Source organism: Streptomyces hygroscopicus subsp. hygroscopicus (assembly GCF_001553455.1).
Classification (GTDB): domain Bacteria; phylum Actinomycetota; class Actinomycetes; order Streptomycetales; family Streptomycetaceae; genus Streptomyces; species Streptomyces hygroscopicus.
Map to the genome: position 1 here is coordinate 1 of NZ_BBOX01000531.1, position 8,687 is coordinate 8,687.

At 74.1% G+C, this 8,687-nt stretch carries 6 protein-coding genes; 4 read left to right on the plus strand and 2 right to left on the minus strand.

From position 1 onward, the window contains the following. Together AXW62_RS38090 and AXW62_RS38095 are read right to left on the minus strand one after the other, a co-directional pair. Positions 1–3,350 (minus strand): glycosyltransferase family 2 protein (locus AXW62_RS38090; RefSeq protein ID WP_060948392.1); only part of this gene is annotated, 3,350 nt, incomplete at its 3' end. A 367-nt stretch (positions 3,351–3,717) separates the two neighbouring features. Further along, positions 3,718–3,981, minus strand: a complete 264-nt coding sequence (locus tag AXW62_RS38095; protein ID WP_004952403.1) for a WhiB family transcriptional regulator — start codon at positions 3,979–3,981, stop codon at positions 3,718–3,720. A gap of 676 nt (positions 3,982–4,657) precedes the next feature. Between AXW62_RS38095 and AXW62_RS38100 the strand changes: the two genes are divergently transcribed. From AXW62_RS38100 to AXW62_RS38115, 4 genes are all read left to right on the plus strand, one after another. Beyond that, a complete protein-coding gene (locus tag AXW62_RS38100) occupies positions 4,658–5,221 on the plus strand; it encodes a cysteine dioxygenase (RefSeq protein WP_063817734.1) in 564 nt (187 codons plus the stop codon). Between the two features lie 63 nt (positions 5,222–5,284). Continuing rightward, on the plus strand, positions 5,285–6,271 hold the full coding sequence (gene cofD / locus AXW62_RS38105; RefSeq protein ID WP_030837105.1) for a 2-phospho-L-lactate transferase: 987 nt from the start codon (positions 5,285–5,287) through the stop codon (positions 6,269–6,271). Beyond that, the gene (locus AXW62_RS38110) at positions 6,268–7,593 is read left to right on the plus strand and encodes a coenzyme F420-0:L-glutamate ligase (RefSeq protein WP_060948393.1); all 1,326 of its coding nucleotides are present in this window, start codon (positions 6,268–6,270) and stop codon (positions 7,591–7,593) included. The genes cofD and AXW62_RS38110 overlap by 4 nt, the downstream gene beginning before the upstream one ends. A 103-nt stretch (positions 7,594–7,696) precedes the next feature. After that, a complete protein-coding gene (locus AXW62_RS38115; protein ID WP_060948394.1) occupies positions 7,697–8,614 on the plus strand; it encodes a DNA-3-methyladenine glycosylase family protein in 918 nt (305 codons plus the stop codon). Positions 8,615–8,687: the final 73 nt, after the last annotated feature.

Consider the following 8,687-nt stretch of genomic DNA (forward strand, 5'->3'; position numbering starts at 1 on the left):
GCCCGCAGCCGCCGCGCCCGCCGTCCGTCGCCCGCCAGGTCCTCGGCGGTGACGGCGGCGGCCGCGCCCTCCGCGGCCGGCAGGTCGTCGTCGACGTCCCGGCGGCGGCCCGGCAGCGCGAGCACCAGCAGCACGACCGCGAGCAGCCCCTGCGCCCACACCCATGCGGTGTGCGCGATGGGCGTGTCGTAGGTGAGGTCCAGCCGGCCGCCGTTCGCCGGGAGTTCGAAGCCCTGCGCCCAGCCGTCGACCGTCACCGGCTTCAGCGGCTTGCCGTCGAGCGTGGCCTGCCAGTCGGGGTTGGCGCGGTCGGCGATCCGCAGCACCCGCCCGGCCGTGCCGCCGGGCACGGTGGTGTGGGCCTCGACGGGCCCGGAGGCCACGTGCACCGGCTTGGCCGCGGCCCCGTCCGCCGAACCCGCCGAGGACTCGGCCGGGACGATGGAGACCCGCGAGACCCGCTGGTCCACCCGCCACAGCACCCCGCCGTGCACCCGGCTGAGCTGGGTGAGGCCCGGGGTGGTGTTCAGCACCCGCTCGATCTCGCGGGGCGCGCCCTTCTGGACGTACACGTACCGCACCGCGTAGCCGCCGAGCCGGCGGGTCTGGTCGGCGCCGGAGCCCGCGATCAGATGGGCCACCACGTCGTCGAGCCGGGTGTCGGAGCCGCCGGCCGCGGCGAGCTCGCCGTCGCCGAGCCGGGCGCCGGAGCCGCGTACCAGGGCGTAGTCGGCGTGGGCGCCGCTGCTGCCGCCGCCGAGCACCAGGGTGCGGGCCTGGTCCTCGGTGGCGCTCTCGGCCGCCACGAACGCCGGGACCTGCGCGGGGTCACGCCGCCCGACCGGGCCGTCCGCGCCGCTCACCATCCAGCTCACGGCGGCGTAGAGCGGGGCGGCGACCGTGGCGACCGCGATCAGCAGCGCCACCGGCTGGCGCCAGCCGAAGCTCTGCGCCGCCACCCGCTCCCGTGCGCCCTCGGCACCGACCACACCGGCGGTCAGCAGCGCCAGGCCGTAGACGAGGGTCGCGGGCCCGGCCCAGCCGGAGCCGCCTGCCAGCGCCGCGAAGAGGAAGCCGGTGAGCGCCACGACCCATGCCGTGCCCACCACCGTCCGCCGCTCCCCGCGCATCAGGGCGGCGAGCGCGGCCAGCACGAAGCCGATCAGCAGCAGCGTGCCGCCGCCCTTGGGGCCGCCGGGGCTGAGCGCGAGCAGGTCCAGGGCGGACGCGGAGCCGGCGCCGCCGTCCAGCCCGGCCTCCTCGAAGAAGCGGGCCGGGTCGGTGAGGAGGTCCAGCGACCAGGGAGCGAGGACGACGAGCGGGGTGACGGCCACGATCAGGAACCGCAGCCCGTATCCCATGAGCTGCTCGGTGCCGCTCCGCCGCTGGCGCAGCACCAGCACGCCGACGCCCAGGAGGAGGGCCATCGGCCAGACGACCGGGGTGAAGGCCATGGTGAACGTCAGCAGCAGCGCGTACGCCCACGCCGCCCGCCAGCTCGGCAGCTTCCCGCCGCTGGTGAACCCGCTCGCGGCGGCCGCGGCCCGGGCCATCAGCGGCAGCAGGACGGCGAGCACGGCGGTGCCGAGCCGGCCGCCCGCGAGCGCCCCGGTCACGGCCGGCAGGAAGGCGTACGCGACGCTCCCCCAGGCGCGCAGCAGCCGGGACTCGACCAGCGGCCGGGAGGCGAAGTACGCGCTGAACCCGGCCAGCGGCACCGAGCAGACCAGCAGCAGGGTGAGCGTGAAGCCCGTGGAGCCCAGGAAGACCGTCGCCAGCGCGGCGAGGGCGGCCAGGTAGGGCGGCGCGGACTGGGTCCCCCCGGTGCCGACCGGATGCCAGCCGTCCACGTAAGCCGACCACAGCGCGGAGACATGGGCGGGCGCGGGCAGCAGGGCACCGCCCGCGAGCGCGCCCGAGCCCAGCAGGTTCCGGCAGGCGACCAGCGAGACCACCAGCAGGACGAGGAAGAGCATCGGCCCCGGCTTGCGGGCGATCCGCTTGAGCCGGGCGAACTGCTCGACCTCCAGGAAGTCGGCGTCCTCGTCGCCGGGCCCGGACTCGACCGCGCCGTGCCGCCCCCCGGAGGACAGCTCGGGCTCGGAACGGCCGCCTATATTGCTGGCGACCTGCTCGACCGTCGCCCTGACGGTCGCGCCGGGCGGCGGGAAGAGCGGCCGCAGCTCGCTCGGCTCCACCGCGGGGCGGCCTCTGCGCTTGCGCGCGGCGAGGATCCGTTCCGGCCGCAGCAGGGTGCCGAAGAGACCGGCGACCTCGTCCAGCGCCTGTCCGGGCACCTTGCCGACGAGATAGGCCAGGGTGCGCAGCAGGGTGCCGAACAGGAGCCGCAGCATCACATAGGGCAGCAGCGCGCCGCGGGTGTTGACCAGCAGCGTGTAGACGGCGCCCGCCTTGTCCACGCGGTGCGGGTTCGCAACCGAGCGCCCCACGCAGTCGATGGGCCTGCGCTCGCGGGCGGACGCCTCCGCGTGCCGCAGTACGGCGTCCGGTGCGACCAGCACCTGGTGCCCGGCCGCCTGGGCGCGCCAGCACAGGTCCACGTCGTCCCGCATCAGGGGCAGCCGGGCGTCGAAACCGCCCAGCTCCTCCCACACGTCACGGCGCACCAGCATGCCGGCGCTGGACACCGACAGCACGGGGCGCACCTGGTCGTGCTGGCCCTGGTCCTGTTCGCGCCGCTCCAGACCGGTCCAGCGGCGGCCGCTGCGGGCGATGCTGACGCCGACTTCGAGCAGCTGCCGGCGGTCGTACCAGCCGCGCAGCTTGGGGCCGATGATCGCGGGTTCGCGGTTCGCGGCGAACTCGGCGTCGGCGACGCGCAGCAGTTCGGCCAGGGCGTCGGGCTCGGGCGCGCAGTCGTCGTGCAGCAGCCACAGCCACTGGACGGGCTCGCCGTGCGGCAGCTCCGGCAGGTCGTAAGCGTCGTCGCGCCAGGCGCGGCTGACGGGGTCCCAGCTGCTGGGACGCTTGAGGTACGTCAGCTCCTCGGGGCCGAGCACCGGGGCCGTACGGACCGCTTCGGCGACGGCCGTGCCGAAGCCGCTGCGGCGGGCCATGTGCAGCACCCGGTCCTCGCCGAGGGCCTCGGTGAGGAGCCGGGCGGAGTCGTCGGAGCTGCCGGTGTCGGCGGCGATGACGCTCTGGACGGGGCGCTCCTGGCCGAGCAGGCCGGACAGCGCGTCGGGCAGCCAGCGGGCGCCGTCGTGGGCGACCAGTACGGCGGTGACGACATGACGCGGGTAGGCCGGCGTGGGCTCCGGTTCTTGAGCGGGCGCAAACGCGGCGGTGGCGGCCGGATATTGGGCCGCCGGATGGCTGTGCACGGACATCGAGGTACGGGCCCCGGTTCGCTGGACTGCGGTGGACGCGCTCGCCCCGTGGGGGCGTTGGAGCGTCTCGGACGGGGCCCCACACTAACGGCTGTGTACGCGACCGGTCCGCCTCGCGCCGCCGAGGGGGCCGGGGGCGGACCGGGCACGGCGGCTCACTCCGCCGTGAGCGGTGTGGATGTGCCACAGCAGCGGACGGGCCCGACGGGTCCGGGGACTCCGAGGTCCGGCGGGTCGGCGGGACCGGCGGGTCCGGCAGGTCCGGCAGGTCCGGCAGGTCCGGCAGGTCCGGCGGATCCTGGGACTCCGAGGTCCGGCGGGTCGGCGGGACCGGCGGATCCGGCGGGTCCGGCGGGTCCGGCGGATGTCAGACGGCGGCCTTCTTCAGGCGACGGCGCTCACGCTCGGACAGACCGCCCCAGATGCCGAAGCGCTCATCGTTGGCCAGGGCGTACTCGAGGCACTCGGACCGGACCTCACAGGCGAGGCAGACCTTCTTCGCCTCACGGGTGGATCCGCCCTTTTCCGGGAAGAACGATTCGGGATCGGTCTGGGCGCACAGCGCGCGCTCCTGCCAACCGAGCTCCTCGTCCGCCTCTTCGACCAGCAGTTGCTGGAACAACTCGGTCATGTGCGCCCCTCGTCTGTCTTTACGTCCCCGCGCCTGCTGCCGTCGGTGAGTCGGCAGAACGACACGAGTGAAATTACAAGTGTGCCGATCCGGGCCAGTCAAGCCGAGATCTGCTATTGGGCCCCTTATTCACTCTGCGGAACCAAGGCTGCGCGGAAAGTGTTCAAATCGTCCTAAACGCGACACCTTCCCCGTCCGTTCCCCGAATCCCTCCTCTCGCCTCACTGAGGAGGACGCCATCGGCGCCGGTCCCGTTGCGTTCACGGGCGAGGTGGCACGTGTTGATGCCGTGTCACCGGAACAACGCACGCACAAACCTTTCTGCCTCCACTCCGACCGGATGAGGTGAACCTTCATCCGAAAGCTGAGACCGAGTTGACAGCGGTGCGACGATCCGGGTCTCCTTGGTCGCATGTCAGTGACCCACGCGCCCCTGCCGACCCGTGACCACGGGTTCCGCTGCGCTGTGCGGGCTCGCTGTCGCTGTTCGAGCTGTTGATGTCTCGTTCCCGCTGTTGATGCCTCCCGAGCTCCAGCTTTCTCCGCGCTCGTCTCGCGGCGTCTCGTCCTGACACCGCGCCCCCATCGGACTTCGCGTCCTTACCGCACTCTTGCTGCTCCCTTCCGCCCCCTGCCGCGCCCTTTCCGTGCCCTTTCCGCCGAGGAACCCCCCGCCATGAACAGCGACGTCCAGATCGCCGGTGACCCGCTCGCCATCCCGCATCTGCTGCCGCCCGTACCCGCGCACCCCTCCACCGTCTCCGCCTTCGCCGGACTGGCCCGCGCCATCGCGGCCGACCGCGACAGCTGGGCGCCCCTCGTCCAGTACGACGCCACCAGCCGCTGGTACCACCGGCTGCGCACCGGCCCCGGCTACGAGGTGTGGCTGCTCAGCTGGGTGCCCGGACAGGGCAGCGGGGCCCATGACCACGGCCGTTCCTCCGGGGTGCTGACCGTGCTCCAGGGCGCGCTCACCGAACGGGTGGGAGCGCGCGGCGTGCCGCACCGGCTGCGCGCCGGCGCACAGCGGGTCTTCGCGCCCGGCTATGTGCACGACGTCGTCAACGACTCCCTCGAACCGGCCGTCAGCCTGCACATCTACTTCCCCGGGCTGACCGAGATGCCGCTGCACCCCACCCAGAGCGCCGAGTCGGCCACCGCCACCCTCAACGGAACAGCCCTCGGCCGACAGCCCCACCCGTCACCCACCACCACCCTCAACGGAACAGCCTTCGGCTGACAGCCCCACCCGTCACCCACCACCACCCTCAACGGAACAGCCTTCGGCTGACAGACTGTTCTCATGCGCATTGTGGTTCTGGCAGGCGGTATCGGCGGCGCCCGTTTTCTCCGCGGTCTGAAGTCGGCGGCTCCGGACGCCGACATCACCGTCATCGGGAACACCGGCGACGACATCCACCTCTTCGGCCTCAAGGTCTGTCCCGACCTCGACACCGTGATGTACACCCTCGGCGGTGGCATCCACGAGGAACAGGGCTGGGGCCGGGCCGACGAGACCTTCGCCGTCAAGGAGGAGCTGGCGGCCTACGGGGTGGGGCCGGAGTGGTTCGGCCTCGGCGACCGCGACTTCGCCACGCACATAGTCCGTACCCAGATGATCGGCGCGGGCTATCCGCTGAGCGCAGTCACCGAGGCGCTGTGCGCACGGTGGCAGCCGGGGGTGCGGCTGCTGCCCATGACGGACGACCGCGTCGAGACCCATGTCCTGATCGACGCCGCGGACATCGACGGCTCCGGCGCGGAGCGGGGCGAAGGCCGTAAGGCGATCCACTTCCAGGAGTACTGGGTGCGGCTGCGCGCCTCGGTGCCCGCCCACGCCGTCGTCCCCGTCGGCGCCGACCAGGCCAAACCGGCCCCCGGCGTCCTGGAGGCCATCGCCGACGCCGACGTCGTCCTCTTCCCGCCGTCCAACCCCGTCGTCAGCGTCGGCACGATCCTCGCCGTGCCCGGGGTCCGCGAGGCCATCGCCGACGCCGGTGTCCCGGTCGTGGGCCTGTCCCCCATCGTGGGCGACGCGCCCGTGCGCGGCATGGCCGACAAGGTGCTCGCCGCCGTCGGCGTCGAGTCCACCGCCGCGGCCGTCGCCAAGCACTACGGCTCCGGGCTGCTCGACGGCTGGCTCGTCGACACGGTGGACGCGGGCGCGGTGGAGGAGGTCGAGGCCGCCGGGATCCGCTGCCGGGCGATCCCGCTGATGATGACGGACCTCCAGGCCACGGCGGCGATGGCGGCCGAGGCGCTGGCGCTGGCGGAAGAGGTGCGGGGATGAGCGCGCCGCCGTCGTACCAGGTGTGGGCCCTGCCCGGCGTGCCCGAGGTGCGGCCCGGAGACGACCTCGCCAAGCTCATCGCCGACGCGGCGACCTCCGACGGTCTGCCGGGGCTCGCGCACGGCGATGTGCTGCTGGTCACCTCCAAGATCGTCAGCAAGGCGGAGGGGCGGATCGTCGAGGCCACCGACCGTGAGGCGGCCATAGACGCCGAGACGGTGCGGGTCGTGGCCCGGCGCGGCCGTACCCGGATCGTCGAGACGCGCCACGGACTGGTCATGGCCGCCGCCGGGGTCGACGCCTCCAACACCCCCTCCGGAACGGTCCTGTTGCTCCCCGAAGACCCCGACGCCTCGGCGCGGGCGATCCGGTCCGGGCTGCGGGACGCGCTCGGCGTGGAGGTCGGCGTCATCGTCACCGACACCTTCGGGCGACCGTGGCGGACCGGGGTCACCGATGTCGCCATCGGGGCCGCCGGAGTGCGGGTCCTGGACGATCTGCGAGGCGGAGTCGACGCGTACGGGAACGCGCTGAGCGCGACCATCGTCGCCACCGCGGACGAGCTGGCCGCCGCGGGCGACCTGGTCAAGGGCAAGGCCGAGGGGCTGCCGGTGGCCGTGGTGCGGGGGCTGCCGCAGGCGGTGACGTCCCAGGAGCCGGCCGACGAGGGGGCGCGCGCCCTGGTGCGCGGCGCCGCGGACGACATGTTCCGGCTGGGCACCTCCGAGGCCGTCCGGGAGGCGGTGACGCTGCGCCGTACGGTCCGGGAGTTCACCGACGAGCCGGTGGACGGCGCTGCGGTGCGACGCGCGGTCGCCGCCGCCGTCACCGCGCCGGCCCCGCACCACACGACGCCCTGGCGCTTCGTCCTGCTGGAGTCGGAGGAGTCGCGGACGCGGCTGCTGGACGCGATGCGGGACGCCTGGATCACCGATCTGCGCGGGGACGGCTTCTCCGAGGAGAGCATCGCCAAGCGGGTGCGGCGCGGGGACGTGCTGCGCACGGCGCCGTATCTGGTGGTCCCGTGCCTGGTCGCCGACGGCGCCCACGCCTACCCCGACCCGCGGCGGAACACGGCGGAGCGCGAGATGTTCGTGGTCGCGGCGGGGGCCGGGGTGCAGAACCTGCTGGTCGCGCTGGCGGGTGAGCGGCTGGGGTCGGCGTGGGTGTCGTCCACGATGTTCTGCCGCCCGGTGGTGCGTGAGGTGCTGGGCCTGCCGGACGACTGGGACCCGATGGGTACGGTGGCGGTGGGCCACGCGGCGGCCGAGCCGGCGGCACGGCCGGGGCGCGGGGTGGAGGAGTTCGTGGTGGTGCGGTAGGGGCCGGGGGTTGTGCGGAGAGGTCGTGTGCGCGGGGCCCGGGGGGCGCGCGTTGCGCGGGGAGGTCGCTGGGGTGCACTCGGGTGCATCGTAGGGTGGCGGCGTGTGTGTCAGACGTACCTGGAGCCCGTCGGGCCCCTACGACCTCGCGCGTAACCTCGGGGTGCTGCGGCGAGGGCCGGGGGACCCCGCGTTCCAGGTCGGCGCGGACGGCGCGTACTGGCGGGCGAGCCGGACGCCGGCCGGGCCCGGGACCCTACGGATCGCGCACGTGGGTGCGCGGATCGAGGGCCGGGCCTGGGGACCGGGTGCGGAGTGGCTGCTGGACGGGCTGCCCGCCCTCCTCGGGGCGGACGACGACCCGTCCGTCTTCGTACCGCGCCACCGGCTCGTCCACGAGGCCCACCGCCGCCACCCCGGCCTCCGGCTCATCCGCACCGGACTGGTCCTCGAATCCCTGATCCCCTCGATCCTGGAACAGAAGGTCACCAGCACCGAGGCGTACCGCGCCTGGCGGCTGCTGCTCCAGCGCCACGGCGAACCCGCGCCCGGTCCGGCCGAGCGGATGCCGACGCGGATGCGGGTGATGCCCGATCCACGGGCCTGGGCGCTGATCCCCTCATGGGAGTGGCACCGCGCGGGCGTGGACGGCAAGCGCTCCTCGACGATCCTGCGGGCCGTCCGCGTCGCCCGGCGGCTGGAGGAGGCCGCGTCCATGGACCTGGCCGCCGCCTCCGCCCGGCTGCGGCTGATCCCGGGCATCGGGCCCTGGACGGCGGCGGAGACCTTGCAGCGCAGCAATGGCACCCCGGACGCGATCACGGTCGGCGATCTGCATCTGCCACGCATCGTCGGCTACGCGCTCACCGGAGAGCGCGGCGCGGATGACGAGGCGATGCTCGAACTCCTGGCCCCCTACGCGGGACAGCGCCACCGCGCGGCACGGCTGATCCTCCTGTCCGGCCGCACCCCGCCCCGCCGCGCCCCCCGCTTCGCGATCAGGGACTTCCGGGCGATGTAGCCGCCGGCGGGGCGGCGGAGGCGGCACCGTGCCGCCGGACGGCCCGGCCTGCGGCCCGGCGAGCGCCCCGGTC